Origin of the sequence: Moritella yayanosii, assembly GCF_900465055.1 — a bacterium.
Classification (GTDB): domain Bacteria; phylum Pseudomonadota; class Gammaproteobacteria; order Enterobacterales; family Moritellaceae; genus Moritella; species Moritella yayanosii.
Genome location: NZ_LS483250.1, coordinates 4,413,705 through 4,433,651, shown reverse-complemented (window position 1 = coordinate 4,433,651; position 19,947 = coordinate 4,413,705). Strand labels below are relative to the sequence as shown.

The 19,947-nt window shown below is 42.0% G+C and carries 14 protein-coding genes, 1 tRNA gene and 2 pseudogenes; 6 read left to right on the top strand and 11 right to left on the bottom strand.

The features are described from left to right. The 3 genes and pseudogenes from MORIYA_RS20670 to MORIYA_RS20665 form a co-directional block, all read right to left on the bottom strand. Window positions 1-3,954, bottom strand: a 3,954-nt coding sequence (locus MORIYA_RS20670) for a cadherin repeat domain-containing protein (RefSeq protein ID WP_162629300.1), incomplete at its 3' end; no start/stop codon positions are given. Window positions 3,955-4,590: 636 nt separating this feature from the next. Next, a pseudogene (gene idnK / locus MORIYA_RS21875) lies at window positions 4,591-4,710 on the bottom strand (gluconate kinase); the annotation flags it as partial. Between the two features lie 54 nt (window positions 4,711-4,764). Continuing rightward, window positions 4,765-5,778 carry a LacI family DNA-binding transcriptional regulator gene (locus tag MORIYA_RS20665; RefSeq protein ID WP_112718324.1) on the bottom strand — a complete coding sequence of 338 codons (1,014 nt, stop codon included), beginning with the start codon at window positions 5,776-5,778 and terminating at the stop codon, window positions 4,765-4,767. 477 nt (window positions 5,779-6,255) lie between these two features. Here MORIYA_RS20665 and gndA point away from each other — a divergent pair, with 477 nt between their 5' ends. Beyond that, window positions 6,256-7,758, top strand: a complete 1,503-nt coding sequence (gene gndA / locus MORIYA_RS20660) for an NADP-dependent phosphogluconate dehydrogenase (RefSeq protein ID WP_112718322.1) — start codon at window positions 6,256-6,258, stop codon at window positions 7,756-7,758. A 92-nt stretch (window positions 7,759-7,850) separates the two neighbouring features. Here gndA and MORIYA_RS20655 read toward each other — a convergent pair whose 3' ends face one another. Beyond that, window positions 7,851-8,273 (bottom strand): cytochrome-c peroxidase, encoded by a 423-nt coding sequence (locus MORIYA_RS20655; RefSeq protein ID WP_232011704.1) that lies wholly within the window; start codon window positions 8,271-8,273, stop codon window positions 7,851-7,853. Between the two features lie 318 nt (window positions 8,274-8,591). On the opposite strand from MORIYA_RS20655, the gene MORIYA_RS20650 reads away from it, so the two are divergent. The 4 genes and pseudogenes from MORIYA_RS20650 to MORIYA_RS20635 all read left to right on the top strand — a co-directional run. Next, the gene (locus tag MORIYA_RS20650; protein ID WP_112718318.1) at window positions 8,592-9,338 is read left to right on the top strand and encodes an AzlC family ABC transporter permease; all 747 of its coding nucleotides are present in this window, start codon (window positions 8,592-8,594) and stop codon (window positions 9,336-9,338) included. Next, the gene (locus MORIYA_RS20645; protein ID WP_112718316.1) at window positions 9,335-9,637 is read left to right on the top strand and encodes an AzlD domain-containing protein; all 303 of its coding nucleotides are present in this window, start codon (window positions 9,335-9,337) and stop codon (window positions 9,635-9,637) included. Before MORIYA_RS20650 ends, MORIYA_RS20645 begins: the two co-directional genes overlap by 4 nt. Window positions 9,638-9,879: 242 nt before the next feature. Next, window positions 9,880-10,308 carry a type 2 periplasmic-binding domain-containing protein gene (locus tag MORIYA_RS20640; protein WP_232011703.1) on the top strand — a complete coding sequence of 143 codons (429 nt, stop codon included), beginning with the start codon at window positions 9,880-9,882 and terminating at the stop codon, window positions 10,306-10,308. Window positions 10,309-10,464: 156 nt separating this feature from the next. After that, window positions 10,465-11,127, top strand: a pseudogene (locus tag MORIYA_RS20635) (MBL fold metallo-hydrolase); the annotation flags it as partial. An 87-nt stretch (window positions 11,128-11,214) separates the two neighbouring features. On the opposite strand, the gene MORIYA_RS20630 reads toward MORIYA_RS20635, so the two are convergent. Further along, window positions 11,215-11,898, bottom strand: coding sequence for an RES family NAD+ phosphorylase (locus MORIYA_RS20630; RefSeq protein ID WP_112718314.1), 684 nt, complete (start codon window positions 11,896-11,898; stop codon window positions 11,215-11,217). Next, on the bottom strand, window positions 11,892-12,293 hold the full coding sequence (locus MORIYA_RS20625) for an MbcA/ParS/Xre antitoxin family protein (RefSeq protein WP_112718312.1): 402 nt from the start codon (window positions 12,291-12,293) through the stop codon (window positions 11,892-11,894). The genes MORIYA_RS20630 and MORIYA_RS20625 overlap by 7 nt, the downstream gene beginning before the upstream one ends. Window positions 12,294-12,533: 240 nt before the next feature. Here MORIYA_RS20625 and MORIYA_RS20620 point away from each other — a divergent pair, with 240 nt between their 5' ends. Continuing rightward, window positions 12,534-13,328: a phage integrase gene (locus MORIYA_RS20620; protein ID WP_112718310.1), complete on the top strand. Its 795-nt coding sequence runs from the start codon at window positions 12,534-12,536 to the stop codon at window positions 13,326-13,328. Between the two features lie 116 nt (window positions 13,329-13,444). Here MORIYA_RS20620 and MORIYA_RS20615 read toward each other — a convergent pair whose 3' ends face one another. The 5 genes from MORIYA_RS20615 to gltX all read right to left on the bottom strand — a co-directional run bounded on the left by MORIYA_RS20615 (window position 13,445) and on the right by gltX (window position 19,935). Next, complete coding sequence (locus MORIYA_RS20615) at window positions 13,445-14,767, bottom strand: IS4 family transposase (protein WP_112714029.1); 1,323 nt, start codon at window positions 14,765-14,767, stop codon at window positions 13,445-13,447. 1,189 nt (window positions 14,768-15,956) lie between these two features. Further along, window positions 15,957-16,895, bottom strand: a complete 939-nt coding sequence (locus MORIYA_RS20610; protein ID WP_112718308.1) for a class I SAM-dependent methyltransferase — start codon at window positions 16,893-16,895, stop codon at window positions 15,957-15,959. 103 nt (window positions 16,896-16,998) lie between these two features. After that, window positions 16,999-18,075, bottom strand: a complete 1,077-nt coding sequence (locus MORIYA_RS20605; protein WP_112718306.1) for an AI-2E family transporter — start codon at window positions 18,073-18,075, stop codon at window positions 16,999-17,001. Window positions 18,076-18,326: 251 nt separating this feature from the next. Next, window positions 18,327-18,402 (bottom strand) — tRNA-Ala (locus tag MORIYA_RS20600). Window positions 18,403-18,522: 120 nt separating this feature from the next. After that, entirely contained in the window at window positions 18,523-19,935 is a 1,413-nt protein-coding gene (gltX, locus tag MORIYA_RS20595) for a glutamate--tRNA ligase (RefSeq protein WP_112718304.1), read from the bottom strand. Between the last annotated feature and the right edge of the window lie 12 nt (window positions 19,936-19,947).

The following is a 19,947-nucleotide window of genomic DNA, read 5'->3' as shown; positions in this document are numbered from 1 at the left end:
ATCATTCGCCGTCACACCTAACGTGTAAGTCGCATCAACTAATGCGTCGTTGGCCAGTGCAGTTTCACCCGCGGCTGTTAAGGTCACTACGCCACTGCGGTCATCTTTGATCTCGAAGTAGTTATTGTCGTTGCCGCTGCTGATGCTGTAGGTGACATTATCACCGTCCAGATCGCTCGCAATAAAGGTCGCTACCGTGTTGCCTGCTTGCGCCACATTTTCAACTTGGGTTGAGCCGGTATTGGTATCAATCACGGGGGCATCGTTGATGCCGTCAAACTTGATATCCGCGGTCGCCTCGGTTGAGTTAACCGTGCCATCATTCGCCGTCACACCTAACGTGTAAGTCGCATCAACTAATGCGTCGTTGGCCAGTGCAGTTTCACCCGCGGCTGTTAAGGTCACTACGCCACTGCGGTCATCTTTGATCTCGAAGTAGTTATTGTCGTTGCCGCTGCTGATGCTGTAGGTGACATTATCACCGTCCAGATCGCTCGCAATAAAGGTCGCTACCGTGTTGCCTGCTTGCGCCACATTTTCAACTTGGGTTGAGCCGGTATTGGTATCAATCACGGGGGCATCGTTGATGCCGTCAAACTTGATATCCGCGGTCGCCTCGGTTGAGTTAACCGTGCCATCATTCGCCGTCACACCTAACGTGTAAGTCGCATCAACTAATGCGTCGTTGGCCAGTGCAGTTTCACCCGCGGCTGTTAAGGTCACTACGCCACTGCGGTCATCTTTGATCTCGAAGTAGTTATTGTCGTTGCCGCTGCTGATGCTGTAGGTGACATTATCACCGTCCAGATCGCTCGCAATAAAGGTCGCTACCGTGTTGCCTGCTTGCGCCACATTTTCAACTTGGGTTGAGCCGGTATTGGTATCAATCACGGGGGCATCGTTGATGCCGTCAAACTTGATATCCGCGGTCGCCTCGGTTGAGTTAACCGTGCCATCATTCGCCGTCACACCTAACGTGTAAGTCGCATCAACTAATGCGTCGTTGGCCAGTGCAGTTTCACCCGCGGCTGTTAAGGTCACTACGCCACTGCGGTCATCTTTGATCTCGAAGTAGTTATTGTCGTTGCCGCTGCTGATGCTGTAGGTGACATTATCACCGTCCAGATCGCTCGCAATAAAGGTCGCTACCGTGTTGCCTGCTTGCGCCACATTTTCAACTTGGGTTGAGCCGGTATTGGTATCAATCACGGGGGCATCGTTGATGCCGTCAAACTTGATATCCGCGGTCGCCTCGGTTGAGTTAACCGTGCCATCATTCGCCGTCACACCTAACGTGTAAGTCGCATCAACTAATGCGTCGTTGGCCAGTGCAGTTTCACCCGCGGCTGTTAAGGTCACTACGCCACTGCGGTCATCTTTGATCTCGAAGTAGTTATTGTCGTTGCCGCTGCTGATGCTGTAGGTGACATTATCACCGTCCAGATCGCTCGCAATAAAGGTCGCTACCGTGTTGCCTGCTTGCGCCACATTTTCAACTTGGGTTGAGCCGGTATTGGTATCAATCACGGGGGCATCGTTGATGCCGTCAAACTTGATATCCGCGGTCGCCTCGGTTGAGTTAACCGTGCCATCATTCGCCGTCACACCTAACGTGTAAGTCGCATCAACTAATGCGTCGTTGGCCAGTGCAGTTTCACCCGCGGCTGTTAAGGTCACTACGCCACTGCGGTCATCTTTGATCTCGAAGTAGTTATTGTCGTTGCCGCTGCTGATGCTGTAGGTGACATTATCACCGTCCAGATCGCTCGCAATAAAGGTCGCTACCGTGTTGCCTGCTTGCGCCACATTTTCAACTTGGGTTGAGCCGGTATTGGTATCAATCACGGGGGCATCGTTGATGCCGTCAAACTTGATATCCGCGGTCGCCTCGGTTGAGTTAACCGTGCCATCATTCGCCGTCACACCTAACGTGTAAGTCGCATCAACTAATGCGTCGTTGGCCAGTGCAGTTTCACCCGCGGCTGTTAAGGTCACTACGCCACTGCGGTCATCTTTGATCTCGAAGTAGTTATTGTCGTTGCCGCTGCTGATGCTGTAGGTGACATTATCACCGTCCAGATCGCTCGCAATAAAGGTCGCTACCGTGTTGCCTGCTTGCGCCACATTTTCAACTTGGGTTGAGCCGGTATTGGTATCAATCACGGGGGCATCGTTGATGCCGTCAAACTTGATATCCGCGGTCGCCTCGGTTGAGTTAACCGTGCCATCATTCGCCGTCACACCTAACGTGTAAGTCGCATCAACTAATGCGTCGTTGGCCAGTGCAGTTTCACCCGCGGCTGTTAAGGTCACTACGCCACTGCGGTCATCTTTGATCTCGAAGTAGTTATTGTCGTTGCCGCTGCTGATGCTGTAGGTGACATTATCACCGTCCAGATCGCTCGCAATAAAGGTCGCTACCGTGTTGCCTGCTTGCGCCACATTTTCAACTTGGGTTGAGCCGGTATTGGTATCAATCACGGGGGCATCGTTGATGCCGTCAAACTTGATATCCGCGGTCGCCTCGGTTGAGTTAGTCGTGCCGTCATTCGCCGTTACGCCTAACGTGTAAGTCGCATCAACTAATGCGTCGTTGGCCAGCGCTGTTTCGCCCGCCGCCGTTAAGGTCACCACGCCACTGCGGTCATCTTTGATCTCGAAGTAGTTATTGTCGTTGCCGCTGCTGATGCTGTAGGTGACATTATCACCGTCCAGGTCACTCGCAATAAAGGTCGCTACCATGTTGCCCGCTTGCGCTACATTTTCAACTTGGGTTGAGCCGGTCTTGGTGTCGAACACGGGTGTATCATTGCTGCCAGTCACAGTGATAGTGATCGTTTTCGCGTCGCTCACGCCACTGTCGTTATCGGTCGCCGTGTACGTAAAGGTCACGTCGCGGCTATCATTCACAGCTAAATCATCAAAATCGTTGCCAGGGGTAAACGTGTAGCTGCCATCAGCATTAAAGACCAAGCTGCCTTCGCTGACATCCGTCGCTAACTGGTAACTTTCAACCGTACCGTCAACATCCGTCGCGGCCGGCGCGTTGCCCTTAAGCACGGTGTTTTCACCCGTGCTTTCAGTTGTCGCCGTTGCCACAGGCACATCATTGCTGCCGGTCACGGTGATCGTGATCGTTTTCGCGTCGCTCACACCACTGTCGTTATCGGTCGCCGTGTACGTAAAGGTCACATCGCGACTATCATTCACAGCTAAATCATCAAAATCGTTGCCAGGGGTAAACGTATAGCTGCCATCAGCATTAAAGACCAAACTGCCTTCGCTGACATCCGTCGCTAACTGGTAACTTTCAACCGTACCGTCAACATCCGTCGCGGCTGGCACGTCGCCCTCAAGCACGGTGTTTTCACCGGTCGCTGTTGTCGCATCGGCCGCAACTGGCACATTAACAGTTTGGGAAGCGCTTGCATCCGTCATACTTGTATCAACAAATATTTTACTTTGCCCATCCTGGGTAAATGTCTCAGTCTCGAATTCAGCATGCGCCAGAGTTTCATCACCGATACGATCAACAGTTACCGCAGACGAACGACCGCCATCACTAGCACTACCGGCAGCAGTACTAACAGGATCAATAAACTCTTCATCAGATAGGATTAAATCTTGAATGGCACGAATTTCAGCTAAAACATCGTCACTAACTTGCGGCTGGTCGAGTGTTTTATCACTAGATTCGGTAATTTCATCTAACACATCCATTGCTACATCAGGCGTGTCAGCATCATCATTTGCTTTAAAATGTTCATCGATAATCACTTGTGAGCCATCGGCATATTTCAATATAACCTGAGCACCAGACGTGACTTCAATTTTGCCACCCGCCGCAATTTCATAACCACTCTCCAAGGATTGACTATCCTGCTCAAGTATATGCTCCGCTTTACCGTTAACAGATATAACTTGTGCTTGTTGGGGAATGACAAATGTGATCATGAGCAAGTCCTTTTGACTATCTTATTCTAAGGAACAGGTAAATACCTGCATAATTATCGGTTTACACTATGACCACACATACAGGAATCATCATTTTACCGATATAATAATTAACTAATTCAACCATCTAACTTAATACATAAATCAACATAAACAGCAGAGCTGTTAACGTTAAATACACATTTTAAATGGAGTATTAGTTCTAAATGCTCTTTTATTATACATATTAAAGAAGTTATAGACTATTGTATAATTTGGTTTTTTAAATTACTAAACTGCCTAGTTCGAAACCCTCATTAAAACCCTGAAAATACAACTTAAATTTACCGCTAACCAATTGTAATTAATGATTATTTATCAACGCCACTTTAGTGCCAATTTAAGTGTGAAATTTTAACTGTTCAAATTTCACACAAAAAAAGCCCATCGTTATTACTAACAATGGGCTTTCAGATAGCTAATTTAACAAAACGTCAGTTATATCAGCTATTCAAGAATAAATTATTGCCACCATAATGCCAACTGAGGGAACATGATAAGTAATGCTAACGCGACAACTTGTAAACGGCTAAACTCTAGGCGGTAACGTCATTTTTTGATTAAAACGTAACACTAATGACTTTGTTACCGTCACGGATCGCGAATACGCTCTAACCACGGTTTTCGGTCTGCATCATTTAACGGTTGCGCGGCCACCATTTTCAAAACATTAGCTTTCGGGTGCAGATCATCACCATCAATGAATTTAACACCAAGTTACTGCGCAATGTTGCCGGTAACACGATGAAACACCAGTGTTATCAGCCTGACTTAGGTACTTGCACGCTCAGAAATAATAAAACCAAGATCTAAATGCTTATTTTCTATTGGCTCACCATTAATTTTTTTCAATAATAATTTGGCTGCCTGCTCACCAATATCAAAACTCGGAATACAAACAGAGGTTAATTTAGGGTTTGTCGCCGAGCAAATATCAAGGTCGTTAAAACCTACTAACGCAATATCTTTCGGTACTTTTAAATTACGACGTTGACACTCAAATAGTGCCCCTGCAGCCAAATCGTCATTACAGAAGAATATGCAGTCAGTATCAGGCCATTCACCTAATATTTCTGTCAACATATCGGCACCCATCTGGTAAGTTGAGGCATAAGAACTAGTGAGCACTCGAGCATCACTTAGCTCTGTTTCCCAAATCGCTTTGCGCCAACCATCTAAACGAAGTTGCGCACGTAGATCCATTCTCGCACCAGCAAAACAGATGTTTTTATACCCTTTGCCAATTAAATGCTGTGTCATTTTATAACCCGCTTGCGCATGATCTAAACCCACCGACATATCGATCGCGTTATCATTACATTCCATGATCTCAACAACTGGTAAGTTTGATTTACGTAATAAACGATTACTGCGTTCAGTGTGATGGGTACCAGAAATAATGATGCCATCGATACCAAACTGTAAGTAAGTCTCGATTAAGCGCTCTTCTTCTAATAAGGAATAACCCGAGTGGCCTAACAATATTTGAAAGCCTTGGCTTAACATTACATCATTAATGCCACGCACAACGTCAGCGAATACGCCGTTAGATAATGAAGGAACAATCAATACGATAGTTTTACTTTGCTTTGCACTTAGCATGCTCGCAGCACGATTAGGCACATAGCCCATCTTATCAATTGCTTTAAGGATAGTTAAGCGTAATGATTCCGATACTTTCTCCGGCGTACGGATCGCCCTAGAAACGGTGATTTTAGTCACACCTACTTTATTTGCAACATCTTGTAAGGTCACTCGACCAGACTTACGACTGTTGGAACTCATATGCCTAATATCCTTAATTATAAAATACTTACCTCATTATACCTATCTTCAATTAGGGGTAAATAAACTTTTCAATTAACTTCAAAATAGCATAATCATATGGTTTTCAACATATTTGTTAATTTATTTGGCCATCAATGATACGGTTAAGTTAGATAACAATTCGAGAAACACTTATTACTTAAATCCAGCAAGATATTAGTAATTTTAGCTACATTTATATAGTGCACAGTAAAGAACCAATCAAAATTTAATTAACCAGGAATAGTGTGAGGTAGATCTCATAGGACAATGCTGATTAACCATATTCGTTTTAATGATTTAAAATTAGTTTATCAACAAATAGTGATTTAGATGAAAAAGACAAATAACGATAGCGTTAACATTGTATCTTTTTCTACTTTCTATATCATGCCTTAAACTACAAGGCATTAGCCAATTCTCACCTTCATGACTTGCTAAGACACAGAGGACCAGATGAATAAAAATATTGATATTGCAGTAATAGGTTTAGGCGTAATGGGTGCCAACATGGCATTAAACTTAGCTGAACGTGGATTTTCCGTTGCAGCTTTTGACATTAACGAAAACCGTCGTACTGACATCGTTAAGCGTCATCAACCTCTAACAGCAGCAAAATTAATTGCGGTTGCCGATCTTGCAGAGCTAATTAACCAACTTGAAACACCACGTCGGATCGTGCTTTCAGTACCAGCGGGTCCTGTTGTTGATATTATCTGTAATGACTTAATAGCAGCTGGCTTAGAAGTAAACGACATTGTTGTCGATACAGGTAACAGCCAATGGCGTGACTCTATCGCCCGTGCAGATACTTACGCAGGTAAGTTTAGCTTCTTCACTTGTGCTATTTCTGGCGGTGAAGTGGGCGCTCGTTTTGGTCCATCGTTAATGCCTAGTGGCGACAAAGCAGCTTGGGAAAGACTAAAACCAATGTGGCAAGCAATGGCTGCGAAAGTAGATCCTATCACAGGTGTTGAAATTGCACGTACACACGTAGACCAGCCATTACCAGAAGGTGAACCTTGCGCTGAATATATCGGTCCAATCGGTTCTGGTCACTTTGTTAAAATGGTACATAACGGTATCGAATACGCTGATATGCAAATGATTGCCGAAATTGTGCAATTCATGCGTCAAATCTTAGGCATGTCGGCGGTTGAAGTTGGCGAAGTATTCAGTGAATGGAATAAAGGTAAACTGCAAAGCTACCTCATCGAGATCACAGGTAACATCCTAAAAGTTGTTGATGAAGCAACCGGTAAACCTATGGTTGACGTGATCATGGATCAAGCAGGCCAAAAAGGCACTGGTAACTGGACTGCACGTGAAGCCCTAGAGCTTGGCGTACCTGCAAACGCCATTGCAGAATCTGTATTTGCCCGTTGCCTAAGCACACAAAAATCTATTCGTCAGGTTGGCGCGACTAAACTTGCTGGTCCCACAATAACGCTCGAAGACCGCAACGTATGGTTAGAAAAACTGGCTGACGCGCTATATTGTTCAAAAGTATGTAGCTACGCACAAGGTTTTGAATTGATGTCTGCGGCACAAAAAGAACATAACTGGACGCTTGATTACGTTTCAATTGCTAAAATATGGCGTGCCGGTTGTGTGATCCGCGCTCACTTCTTAGATGATATCGCAAAAGCTTACCAAGCAGAACCTGAGTTATTAAACCTCATGTTAGCGGACCGTTTCACTAATACATTAGCTGAAAACCAAATGGCATGGCGTGAAGTATTAGCGAAAGCAATTATGCTAGGTATGCCAATGCCTTCTATTAGCGCTGCAATGAGCTACTACGATTGCTACCGTGAAGCAGATTCATCAGCAAGCCTTATTCAAGCAATGCGTGACTACTTTGGTGGCCATACTTACCGTCGTAAAGATCAAGATGCAAGTCAAAGCTTCCACTATGATTGGCACTTTGGCAGTGGCGAGCACAAAGTTCAGCACTAGAGTTAAAAGTTAAGAGGAACGCAGTACTCATTAATCGCGTTTTATTTTGCTAATAAAAAACTCGGCTTGCTGGGTTTTTTATTAGCTTTAGATTAATGCTGGTTGATGAATTCGACTTGCACTACTTTTTCGACATACAAAGTGAGTGCTGCCAGTTCTTTTGAATCCCAGGCAAACATGTCAGCTTGCATCGGTTGCAACATACAAAATTGCACCATCTGCTCGGCATCTATAGAGGTTAAGCCCGACATATCTTCCGCCATTGCTACCAAGTGCGGATATGGTTGTTTAAAACTATCATTAAATGCCGTGCCACCAGCATGACAAGTAGCACACGCTAAACCACTATTACCAAGGCTAGGGTCATTCCATAGTTGTTGTCCATAAGCGAGTAAGTCACTACGATCACCACTATAAACAGGGCTGTCGGCTTGTCGAACAAATTTGTTTAGCTCTTCATCATTACAACCCGCTAAACCAATCACGGCGATTAACGCCAGTATTTTCAATTTCATCGTTATTCTCTATTATGTATGAATAATTAAAGTTGGACGTTATAAGCAGTTAAAGTGAAAAGTATAATTAAATATTAGTCCTATTTTTAGATTAAACAAACTAAGCTCATGATTTCACAAGGTCGATAAATGATGACAATAGGCTAATCACCAGCATATAAAACCAATATAATTACCATACCAGTTGGTTTAACGTATATATTTATCCACTCACGCGATCCACAACCAAATGTATCCACCATATCTCTTACTCATGCGCTAACTCCGTTAATATGCTTAACCACTATAAAAACAACATATATGACAAGGAATAAAAACATGTCACAGCCACAATCGCCCGCCTCGATCAGAAAGTCATTATGGCGAGGTATGATCGCCGCAATGCCGTTAAGTATTGCGGTGATCCCTTGGGGTATTTTGGCGGGCTCTTATGCCATTGAAGCCGGTTTAGATATGCTTCAAAGCCAAGCAATGTCAGCGATTGTGTTTGCTGGTGCGGCGCAACTGGTTGCAGTGGGGATGATCAAATCAGGCGTTGGGTTAACCAGTATTCTCTTAACTACCCTACTCATTACCTCTCGCCATTTTTTATATGGCATGGCTATGCGTCAGCAAATGAGTCCCCTGCCTTTACGTTGGCGGTTAACACTGGGTTTCTTACTCACCGATGAATTATTCGCTATATGCAGCGACACCAAACAACACAAGTTTGATCGCTGGTTTGCATTTGGCGGTGGCTTTAGTTTTTATCTCATTTGGAATATTGCATCTGCGGTTGGTATTTTTGCTGGTCAACAGATCCCCAATTTAGATGAACTCGGTTTAGACTTCGCTATCGCTGCGACCTTTATTGCTTTGGTTGTGCCAGCTATTAAAACCCCATCCATACTCGTTAGCGTATCGGTATCGTTAGTCATGGCCGTCGTGTGTGAACTGTTTGAGATCCCGGGCGGATTACTTATCGCGGCATTATCAGGCATGAGTGCTGGCATGCTTACCGCTAAATTAACTAATGAGACCCATCCAAATAAAATAATATTAACAAGACCGGGAGAAGGCCTATGATCTGGCTAACCATTATATTAATGACAGTCATTATCTTTATTAGCCGCTACATATTCATTGAACCAAAACTGCCATTGCGTCTTAATCCCGGTATGGTGAAGTTTTTAAGCTATTCAGCACCTGCAGTACTCACTGCAATTTTAGCGCCGATTGTCTTTATTCAAGACAAGACCTTGCACCTTAATTTTGATAACAGCTATTTGATCGGCGCTGTGTTTGCGGTGCTATTGATCCTGATAACCCGCAACACTTTGCTCACAGCGGTATTGAGTATGCTGCTTTTTTTCTTAGTTCATTAAACCGCAGAGGCAATTGTTATGCATGATTTTGATATGAACCTAATTAAGCCCTACTCCTAAATGCACAAAATTTCTACTCACGGGTATCTACCGTATTAGAAATTGTTGACAATGCACTGGGCAACAAAGAGCACTTTATCGTTTACGCTCCCGAGAACATTTTACTCAAACTCAGTGGTATTCACGATATCCAATTAATAGAATCAAGTGATAGTGAGGAAGATACATTTAACGATTTACGTATGCGTAAAATTGATCTCGCAATTGATAACGTCACTCAGCAAGATAACAGTTTCTGTTTTGAACTGGTGCGCAAAGAACATCTTAAACTGGTGTGTTGCAAAAATCACCCTACAGTTACAGATAGCATCACCATGGAGCATTATTTACAACTCGGTCATGTGGCAATGAAACTGGTGCGTAATAATATGCGTGCCGTGGAGTACTTTGCCAAAACAACATTAAAAGCGCGTGATATCAGAGTGCAAGTCTCTAGCCCAGCCAACATGATGCTGGCAGTACAAAATTCAGATTATATTGCTGCCATCCCTGAGGGCCTTTGTCATATTGCAGATAGCTTAGGGTTAAAAGTCATTGAGCCGCCTTTTACCATGACACCAATCGACTGCCATTTATTTAGTATAATCACAGCTACTCTCTATTTTGTATAAGCACAGCTTATAGTAAGCATAACGCCTGCCCCGTTCTTTTATTTACCGACAATATTTATTATTACCCCATCGAAGCAAAGCTGCTAACAATCAGTTATCTGCTACGCTTTATAAAAATTTATATCTTTATAAAGTAATTTATTAACGGGTGATATTATGAAAAAAACTACATTAGCTATCGTGATCTCTTCTCTCTCTTTAAGTGTAATCGCTGCCGACCATGGCCATGACCATGCTCACCTAAGCACGATTGGTGAGCATGGTGGTAAAGACGCAACCAAAGCAACGATCCAATACAACAATGAATTTGCAAAGACACTAAACTTTAAAGATGTGCGCGCTTTTGAAAATAATAACCGTGGTTTGATTGCTGAATTTGACCAAGCAACTGGCGATATTATTCGTAATAGCTTTAACTTTATTGATGCTGATGTAGCAAATGCAGATAACGCCCCCGATTCAGTAAATCCATCATTATGGCGCCAAGCGGTATTAAACCAAGCAGCAACGGGCTTATATGAAGTCGTACCGGGTAAAATTTACCAAGTGCGTGGTACCGACCTTTCTTCAATCTCATTCATTCGCAGTGATAGCGGTTGGATTGTTTACGATGTGTTATTAACCAAAAAATCAGCCGCACAATCACTTAAATTCTTCCAAGAAAATGTACCAAAAGCGGGTAACTTACCGATTGTAGCGATGATTTACTCACATTCACATGCCGATCACTTTGGTGGTTCACGTGCGATTAAAGATGCTTTCCCAGATGTGAAAGTATACGGTTCAAAAAATATCACCAAAGAGATTGTTGATGAGAATTAGAGTGTTATTTGGGAAGAAAAGGTGTGAATTGAATTTTAGATATAAAAAAGCCTCCGTTTGGAGGTTATATTTAACTTTACAGCATCAGATTACTTTAGCAATTTTTTCAACTTTAGCTATTTTCTCGCCATCCCAAATGAATTCATAATGTGAAGTTTGTTCAATTTTGATGACCTTCTTAGGGGTTAATAGCACCCAGCAAACCGCACCTTCTTTTCTTACTGATTTGTATTGAAGCCCTTCAGAACCCTGTTTTTTTAATTGTGCACCAAGATTTTGTGCACTGGAATAATCCGTTAGATGATACAGATTCTCATCATATTCATGGGTTATATCAATCAGTTCACCACTAAAAATACAGGATAAGCCCCGCATCGTAATCGTATCGTAAGCTAGTCCTTCAATGTTACTGAAGACTATTGATTGATGATGTCTTGTTTCTGCTATTGCAGTTTCAATTTTATCGGCCATGTATAATGCGCCAAATGAACCATCGCTGAAGCGACTACCATTTGGGTTAACATGCGTAAATGAAGCTGTCGCATAAGAACATCCTACAATACCAAAAGGAATTTCCTCTTTAGAAACAAGATTTATATCGCCAATCTCATTCAGTAATCGTGGATTTGTTCTGGCTTGCAAGTCATATAAAAATTCAAATTCTTCAGCATCAGCCACATCATCAAATAAACTAATCGGTGGAAACTTAGAATTAATTAAGCGGTGGCTTTTTTGTTTAGTTAGTTGAACCACACTGCTTTCTACCATTGCCCACCACGCATAGTATCTATATTACGGTACACGTCATGTAGTATTCCAAACTTCCCAGTACTCATTAACTCAAGCGGCGTTTTACCATTGAAAAATGGGTTATGGTTTTTCTTACTTACAAAGCCATATACATTCTCAGGGTTAGAGAACACAATTCTTAATGCTGAATGTATATTAAGTACATAACTGATTCGATCTAACTGATCAGCACTAAGTTTTACACTCGTAGGTTCTTTTTTCGCATTAAAAAACTTACCTCGTTCAAGCTGCATAATTGACATAATTTGATCATTTTTACATCCCCAACGCTCTAAGATATTTAGTGCGACTCTGAAACCTACTGCACTTTGGTTTCTTTTCTCTACAGTGCTTTTAGCTTTAAGATTATTCATATATTCCCTCCCTTCACCAGTGAGTGTAAATATAGACCTTTTATTGAAAACAGTCCATAAAAAAACTAACTTACTGCTACTTAATACTACTATTAATAGTAAATTTTATTATTTATGTTAAACCAGTCGAAAATGTAACTTGTATCTAGCGTACATAAACAAACATTGAACACCTCCAACTTAAGCCCTATGATATAGCTTTAATACTGTATATAACACCAGTAACTTTAGGGGCGGATCATGTCTATTAAATCCATCACCAACGGCTATGAAGTCGATTGTCGCCCGCAAGGTCGAAACGGTAAACGCTACAGGAAGAAGTTTACGACCAAAGGTGAAGCGCAAAAGTATGAGCGCTGGCTGTTATCAACTCAAAATCAAAAAGGTTGGGTTGAAAAATCTGCTGATAAACGCCCCCTGCTTGAGTTAATACAGCTTTGGTACCATTATCATGGGCAGCAACTTAAGACCGGTGAAAAAGAGCTTAAACACCTAGTCGCGATTGATTCCGACTTAGGACACCCGAGGGCAGACCAGGTAACGCGACAATGCTTTACTCAATATCGCGCACTCAAAATGGCAGAAGGTAAAAAAGAGACCACAATTAATCGTAACCAAACTCGGTTAAGCAGTGTGTTTACCGCATTGATCAAAGCTGCAGAACTGAGAGGCAGTGATATTGTCCACGGTAGAGTGACGTTCAGTGATACCAAAAATGGTAAGAATAGAACGGTACCAATTACCAGTGAATTAATGAGTGAAATCCATCACGGGAAAAGTAGCCGGTTATTCAAAGGATCTTATTCTGTATTTTACAGTGTACTGAAGGAACAAGAGTTTGGCTTGCCAAAAGGTCAGGCTGCGCATGTTTTACGTCATACTTTTGCTAGCCATTTTATGATGAATGGCGGCAATATTTTAACGCTACAGAAGATCCTGGGTCACTCAACAATAACGCAAACGATGACTTACGCCCACCTCGCACCTGACTATCTAAATGAAGCAATGAAATTCAACCCAGTGTCCACATTATGACCCAATTAGTATGTTTTGGTGCTATTTACTGCTCGACACTGCAAAGCTAAACCCTGTAATAGCGCGGAAAGCCTATAGTAGCGGATGTGTACAAGCCTCCTTAGGGTTAATGCCGTTCACTTAAGGTGAACGGCATTTCTTTTTTTCACGGGATACCTATCCTTTGAGCATTTCAACAACCTTGGATATTTCCTCTCTCGCCGATTTGGTAAAATAAATTGCTTGGCAGCCTGAGTAATATTCATTGTGTACTTAGGTATATTCCCTGGAGTACAAAATGATAATTGAGTTAGCTCATGAATGATGTGCATCGAAGCACCATGAAAACTTAATTGATTTGGGTGGATGTCATCGAGTGATGTTGCCATTAGCACCATCTGATAGCGTATTAAATTATACGCAAGTAATATGCCCCATAACTCTTGCCTAATGAGTTCTGGCTGATTACTTCGTAAAGTAAATCGGTTGTCTAATAACGATTGTTTCATTTCTCTGAATCCAAGTTCAATTTCCCAACGATGTGCATATAAATCGATTATATCAGCTGGCGGAAAACGCATTGGGTCTGTCATCGATGTCAGGATCTGGACATCTTTCCCTTTGATTTTTCTTGTTAATAGACGAGCTTCCATTGTCTTTGGTAGTTCAGGGAACTTTTTGCGTGATTGAGGTGTAGTTGTTAGTTTGATGAGTTTATCTTGTCGTCCAAAACTTCTAATCACTTCATATTGAGTGTTCTTTTTAAGCGGAATTAACCAGTGACGCATCTCACCCGTTGTTTGCCAACGATGCAACAAACCTAATGAATAAAAGCCTCTGTCGAATAATGTCAGGCTGTGATCAGGGGTATTATCAATTAATCCTAAGGCAAGATTCATCTCGTTAACTTCAACGCTATCAAAAACACTGTTTGTTAATAAATGGCTCGTTAGTTCCATCTGACATACCATGCGAACTTGAGGGTAACTTGCTTTACCATGTTGAGAGCCCGTTCTAGCGAACCCTTTACTGTTTTCATCAGTATCTGGCGTTCGCCATACAACACCGTCGACACCTAATAAATTTAATCCACACCAGTTTCCGTGGTTAGCAGATTGATTCCATTGTTTTTGGGTTTGCTGAAAGACAGATTCAATGACTTTACTTCCTAGTTTTTTTCGTGCTTGCGTGACGGCACTAGAAGCTACATACGGCATACCACTAGGTAAAATAATATCTAATTGGTTAAGTAGCTGGCGCATAGGGAATTTTCGAAATAGCGCCATGCCAATAACTGCCCATACCATATTTTCCATTGGTAGTTTACGCTTTCGAATAGTAGCAACACCGTTTTCTTTTAGTCCAGCATCAATTATTTCGGGAGAGAGAATGTCGGTTAAATTCTGAAACTCAGTGACATTATTTGAGTTAACTAAAGAAAGAGCTGTGGAAAGTTGCATAAAAAATCCGGTGAGTTCTGATCACCGGATTTTGATCTCATTTACTAAAAAAGCAAGATATTTAAGCTTAACTGATCGGCATTATCCTTAGGGTGCCTTTTTTATTGCCTAAAATCTAAAACGCAATACAGCATGCCTAACGCCCTATCCTGCAACTTTAACCTATAGACGGCGGCGGTGAATAAGTCGTCTTAGCGCGCTCTTTTTATATAACAAATACAACTAAAACCATCAGTCTTTAGTTGTATTTAATTTCTAATTTTTTCTTGATTTTTCAATTAATTTAAAAATATGAAGATAAATATATTAAAATACAACACCTTACAGTATCACACCCAGTTAACACACATGGTTATCCACAGATTCTGTGGATAACCTAAAATAAAGACCCATTATTGGTAAACAATGCCAATATATGGCTAATTTAGTCCACAATCTGGTTTTTATACTTAAAGTTATACACAGGGGGATGAATTTCACGACATTATATACACAAACATCGTCACCCTGTGTATAACGCCATGATTAAACCGGAAGCGAGGTGTGGGTATCAAGTATGCTATACAAATAGCTCAAATGTAGTAGCTATATTGAAGTGACGTTATGTGTAAAACAGGCATAAAAAAAGCCTCAAACGAGGCTTCTTCTATCATCAGTATATATCGTCAACTATTCAGTCTAAGCTGGTTAGTTTACGCCTGACTCATCTTCAAGTTGTTTGCGTAATTCCGCTTCCAATTCTTGTTGTAATTCGTCTTGAAGTTGATAATACGATAAATCGTTTTCATTATAGTCCATCATAATCACCTTAATAGTACTTAACAGTACACCGTTAAAATATGTCGATAATCGATAACCCGTTTATCACACTTCTCCGAACAACCCTTTGCTCAGCTCATGTATTAATCCTAACACAGCATTTTCAGTCCGCAATATTTGTTGATCTCGGTAAAAAATTGATCCTCGTCAATAAATCCATTTTGTAATTATTTATCAACATTTTAATAATGCGCTCTTCATATGAAAGCAAATAAGTGAAATAAGAAAGGAGTCACGCTCTCGAAATACAACACAGTGACTAAAACTGAACAAAAACAACCAAAATAGAACAACTTAATATAAGATATATTAAAAAGAAATATACCTATTTTTTGACGCTGAAATCAGCGAAACATTCGAATAACAGCGATTAACCTGCGTTAGGCAAGTAAGTAAAGATTAATACTTTAAGACCTTTACCCGCTTCTGCTTCTTTGAATACGGCTGGCGGTGCGAGTTGTTCTTGGAACACACAATCAGGGCAATGCTCAGCCACATTATCAAATAAGAACTGTTCACCGAGCTCTGGTGCATTCAAGCATAACATCACTTTACCGCCCGGCTTCACTAGCTGTGGGATCCGTTTAATGATCTTGCTGTAGTCACGTTTAATATCAACACTGCCTTTTTGGAATGACGGTGGATCCGAGATCAACAGATCATAAGGACCGTGCTTACGTAAACGGCCATATGATTTAAAGATATCAATACTTTCAAATTTAACACGCTTAAGATCCTGGCTATTACTGTGATGATTATCTCGGCCTACGGTTAATGATGTGCGGCTAAGATCAACATTCAACACTTTGTCTGCGCCACCCGCTAAAGCAGCAACAGAAAAGGCACAAGTGTAAGAGAATAAGTTTAATACATTGGCATTCTCTGCGTGGTCTTTTACCCACTGACGGCCATTGGCCATATCCAGGAACAGACCCGTGTTTTGCGTACGACCAAATTCAAGATTAAAGATCATGCCATTTTCAGTGATCTCGGTACGGTGACATTCTTCGCCAAGGAACAATGCTGTTGGCGCACGTTCACGACAACGGAATTGCACCAGTACGGTTTTACATTGCTCGCCAAGTTGTGCTTGAAGCGATTCTGCTAACAACAATAAGTAATCGTGTTCTTCTTCTTTGTATAGCGTAATAAGTGCAACTGGTGGCAACCAGTCGATGTTCATGTGCTCGAAACCAGCATACGTATGGCCACGACCATGGAACAAGCGACAAGCATCTTCTGCAACAGCAGAAAAATCAACAAATTCAAGCGGCATTTTCACATCAACCTCGGACATAGGAACAGTCACAATCTTATTCACCTTAATTAATCTTACAAAACAAAAAGGGATGCACACTGTACATCCCTTTATTCAATTCACCGCATTATACTCGATTAGCACTAAATTGCGATCAAGCCTCTTGGTTATTTTTCACCTCAACATCACTGCTTTTTTTCACGTCAACATCACTACTGATCAGTATCGACATCCAGTTCTGATCATTAATGGTTTCTAAGCCAATTTTAACAATCATGGTTAGCGGTACAGCGAGTAGCATACCAACAAGGCCAAGCAACCAGCCCCAGAAGATTAATGATAAGAACACAATTAAAGTTGATAAACCCAGCCCTTTGCCCATGAAACGTGGCTCTATCACATTACCCATAATCAAGTTAATCGTCACATAACCCGCCGCTACTGCGCCAGCTTCTGGTAAACCTAGCTGTAACGTCGTTAAGATCACCGCCGGTACCGCGGCAATTAAAGAACCGATATTAGGTACGTAGTTGAGTAGGAATGCGATTAAACCCCACAGCAGATAAAAATCCACATCCATTATAAACAGCATTAAACCAACCGTGATACCCGTCGCGATACTGACTAAGGTTTTGATCGCCACGTATTTGTTCACCGAATCTAAGAACTTGTCTAACTGTGCTAACTTGAAATCAGGGTCTTTAAACATTAAATGCAGTTTCTTCGGTAATACATCACCTTCAAACAACATAAAAACCACAGTTAATAAGATCAGGAAAATGTTGGCCATCACCCCAGACAAACTACTTATCATGCTAGAAACCATAGTAACAGCTGTACCTGGGTTGAAATATTCCAGTAAGGTGTCTGATGATATGTTGATGTTGTATTTACTTAAGAATACCACTAAGTCACCGTAGTGGCCTCTAATTTGGCTTTGATAATCACCAATATTACTAGTGAGCTGCTGCACACTCGAGCCAATCACACTGGTGATCGACAAGCCAATCGTGATAGCGATAATCAGCACAACAAAAATCGCGATTGCGCGTGGGATACGGCAACGAGTGATCACATTGACCAATGGGTTGCAAATAATCGCAATAAACACAGCAAGCAAAAATGGAATGATAATCGGCGTGGCTATTTTGATACCACCGAGAATAATAATCACCGCGGCTACCATCACCAAATTACGCATCTGGCTATTTTCGTTTAAAATTAGTTTCATAGTTACTCATTAGGGTGCTAATAGTCTACAACGTGACAGATGAATATAACCTTAACAAGGTGTAAACACTAATGATATTAGTAACGAAATTGGGGAAGAGATCAGAGAGTGATCTTCAATAACACGAATAATTATTGCGATAGGATCACAGAGTCGAATAACACTTAAAAATAAAGAATAGATAATTATTACGTTGTAGGAGTAAAACAGAAATAACAGTCGTTTAGAATTGAATATAGTTGAAGCGGAAATGGTGGAGCCAAACGGGATCGAACCGATGACCTCGACACTGCCAGTGTCGCGCTCTCCCAACTGAGCTATGGCCCCATTTCCGCAGTAGTGTTTGCTTGCTACTGCGGTGGATAATATGCATCTGTCGGTTAACTGTCAATATCTATAACCTAAAAATCAACATTAAACGACGGGAAGTATATTATTTACACACCCTTAGGCGTTTTCACGTGCAGTAATGAATGCTAACGCTTTGTCGATACCAGCAAGGCTACGTTCTTTGCCGATAAGCTTTAACGTGATATCTAATGACGGTGATTGACCGGCACCAGTAATAGCAACACGTAATGGCATACCGACTTTACCCATACCAACTTCAAGTTCAGCAGCAGTCTCGTTAATTGCAGCGTGTAATACTTCAGCATCGCTCCAATCTGCAATCGCAGCCAGTTTTTCTTGCACTTTAAGCAGTGCTTCTTTTGCTACTGGACGTAGGTGTTTCTTCGCCGCAGTTGCATCAAATTCAGCATAATCTTCAAAGAAATAACGGCTAGCAGCAGCAAGATCTTTCAGTGTCTTAGCACGTTCAGCAAGTACTTTAACAATCTCAGCTAGCGCTGGGCCATTAGTTGTATCAATGCCTTGATCCTTCATGTGCCACTCAAGATGAGTTGCAACATATTCAGGTGCTAACGTTTTCATGTAATGCTGGTTTACCCATTGTAGCTTTTCAGTATTAAACGCTGAAGCCGCTTTGTTGACATCATCTAAGCTAAATAGTTTGATCATCTCGTCTACGCTGAAGATCTCTTGATCGCCATGTGACCAACCTAGACGTACTAAGTAGTTTAGTAGTGCTTCAGGCAGGTAACCGTCATCACGGTATTGCATAACGCCAACAGCGCCATGACGTTTAGACAGTTTAGCGCCGTCATCACCTAAAATCATTGCAACGTGTGCGTACACAGGGATTGGTGCGCCAAGTGCTTTTAAGATGTTAATTTGACGAGGCGTATTGTTGAGGTGATCTTCGCCACGAACAACATGAGTAATGCCCATATCCCAGTCATCAACCACAACACAGAAGTTGTATGTTGGTGAACCGTCAGTACGACGGATGATCAGGTCATCAAGTTCTTTGTTGGCAAATTCAACTTTACCGCGGATCTTGTCATCAACGATAACAGTACCTTCTTTCGGATTACGGAAACGTACAACGTAATCGGCACCTGTGTCTTCTATGTCACCATGGCTACATTTACCATCGTAACGAGGGTTTTCTTTAGCTGCCATTTGCTTTTCACGTAATTCGTCAAGACGCGCACGTGAACAGTAACATTTGTATGCTTTGTCTTCAGAAAGTAGTTGAACAACTAATTCGTTGTAACGATCGAAACGTTGCGTTTGGAAGTAAGGACCTTCATCCCAATCTAGACCAGCCCATTTCATGCCTTCTAAGATCGCGTCAACCGCTTCTTGAGTAGAGCGTTCTACATCAGTATCTTCGATACGTAATACAAATTTACCACCTTGGCTTTTTGCATGTAACCAAGAATAAAGCGCTGTACGTGCGCCGCCTACGTGCAAGTAGCCAGTTGGGCTAGGTGCAAAACGAGTCTTAACCATCATAAGTCTCACAAT

Bases quoted from the DNA above. Each gene is read 5' to 3' on its own strand.
- MORIYA_RS20665 (WP_112718324.1), bottom strand. From the start codon at position 5,778: ATGAGTTCCAACAGTCGTAAGTCTGGTCGAGTGACCTTACAAGATGTT.
- gndA (WP_112718322.1), top strand. From the start codon at position 6,256: ATGAATAAAAATATTGATATTGCAGTAATAGGTTTAGGCGTAATGGGT.
- MORIYA_RS20655 (WP_232011704.1), bottom strand. From the start codon at position 8,273: ATGAAATTGAAAATACTGGCGTTAATCGCCGTGATTGGTTTAGCGGGT.
- MORIYA_RS20650 (WP_112718318.1), top strand. From the start codon at position 8,592: ATGTCACAGCCACAATCGCCCGCCTCGATCAGAAAGTCATTATGGCGA.
- MORIYA_RS20645 (WP_112718316.1), top strand. From the start codon at position 9,335: ATGATCTGGCTAACCATTATATTAATGACAGTCATTATCTTTATTAGC.
- MORIYA_RS20640 (WP_232011703.1), top strand. From the start codon at position 9,880: ATGCGTAAAATTGATCTCGCAATTGATAACGTCACTCAGCAAGATAAC.
- MORIYA_RS20630 (WP_112718314.1), bottom strand. From the start codon at position 11,898: ATGGTAGAAAGCAGTGTGGTTCAACTAACTAAACAAAAAAGCCACCGC.
- MORIYA_RS20625 (WP_112718312.1), bottom strand. From the start codon at position 12,293: ATGAATAATCTTAAAGCTAAAAGCACTGTAGAGAAAAGAAACCAAAGT.
- MORIYA_RS20620 (WP_112718310.1), top strand. From the start codon at position 12,534: ATGTCTATTAAATCCATCACCAACGGCTATGAAGTCGATTGTCGCCCG.
- MORIYA_RS20615 (WP_112714029.1), bottom strand. From the start codon at position 14,767: ATGCAACTTTCCACAGCTCTTTCTTTAGTTAACTCAAATAATGTCACT.
- MORIYA_RS20605 (WP_112718306.1), bottom strand. From the start codon at position 18,075: ATGAAACTAATTTTAAACGAAAATAGCCAGATGCGTAATTTGGTGATG.
- gltX (WP_112718304.1), bottom strand. From the start codon at position 19,935: ATGATGGTTAAGACTCGTTTTGCACCTAGCCCAACTGGCTACTTGCAC.